The organism is Protofrankia sp. CiP1_Cm_nod4, assembly GCF_982290645.1.
In genome coordinates, this window is record NZ_CEVIVC010000014.1 from 53,937 (window position 1) to 54,991 (window position 1,055).

General features: G+C 66.9%; 1 protein-coding gene. It reads left to right on the forward strand.

Annotation, left to right across the window (positions count from 1 at the left end):
* Nucleotides 1-220: 220 nt before the first annotated feature.
* Entirely contained in the window at nt 221-988 is a 768-nt protein-coding gene (locus tag AC5LSR_RS05065; protein ID WP_493464533.1) for an SDR family NAD(P)-dependent oxidoreductase, read from the forward strand.
* The last annotated feature ends 67 nt before the right edge of the window (nt 989-1,055 follow it).

Genomic DNA, 1,055 nt, shown 5'->3' on the forward strand with positions numbered 1-1,055 from the left:
TGGTCGTGGATGGGATCCGCGCTACTTGACCGGCGCTCTGGAAATCTCCCCCCGGCACCCGGCGTATGCGGCGGTGACGGTCACGCAATTTCGCTGGACGTGTCACCTGCCGGCGGGGCAGGATGGCCGCGTGCCGAGACCATCTCGTTACGCCGAGCGTGTCAACACGTGAAACGTACGCTTAAGGCGTACTCAAGTACGCTTTCGTACTATTTCTCCCATGGGACTTCTCGCAGACAAAGTGATTATCGTTGCGGGCGCCAGTCGGGGCATCGGCGCCGCGGCGGCCCGGCTGTTCGCTGAGGAGGGCGCCCGGGTCGTCCTGGGGGCGCGCAGCAGCGACGAGCTCGCGAAACTGGCCGGCCAGCTGACCGCTGACGGCTTCGACGCAGTCGCCGTGACCGTCGACCTCAGCACGTCGGCCGGGGCGGAGTCACTCGTCCAGGCGGCGCTGGAACGGCATGGAAGACTGAACGGGGCATATCTCAACGCGGCCACCGGGGACGAGCTCGGTAGGAGGCTGACCGAGATCACCGAGGACTCCTGGGACACCGTGCAGGGCCTGACGCTGCGTGGCACCTGGCTGAATCTCCGCGCCCAGATACCCGAACTGGCGAAGGCCGGTGGCGGTGCGATCGTGATCGCGGGCAGCGTGGCCGGACTGGTCGCAGGGATCGGAGACTCGTCCTATCAGGCGGCGAAGGCCGGTGTCACCGGACTCGCGCGTGCGGCGGCCCAGGAGTACGCGGCACAGGGAGTTCGGGTGAACGTCGTCGCCCCCGGCGCCATTCTGACCGATGGCGTGGCCGCCACGTTCGCGCAGTATCCGCAGTTGCGTGACCGCTTTGAGAACCACACCCCGCTCGGCCGCCCCGGCACGCCGAACGAGGTCGCCGAAACGGTGGCCTGGCTGCTCAGCGACCGATCCTCCTACATCACCGGAGTCACGCTCCCTGTCGACGGCGGCCTGTCGGCGACGAGGTTCTAGCGATATCTAGCGATATCTAGCGGTAGTTTCCTGGATCGATGCCGGGCGAATGGTCCGGTATCGTCGG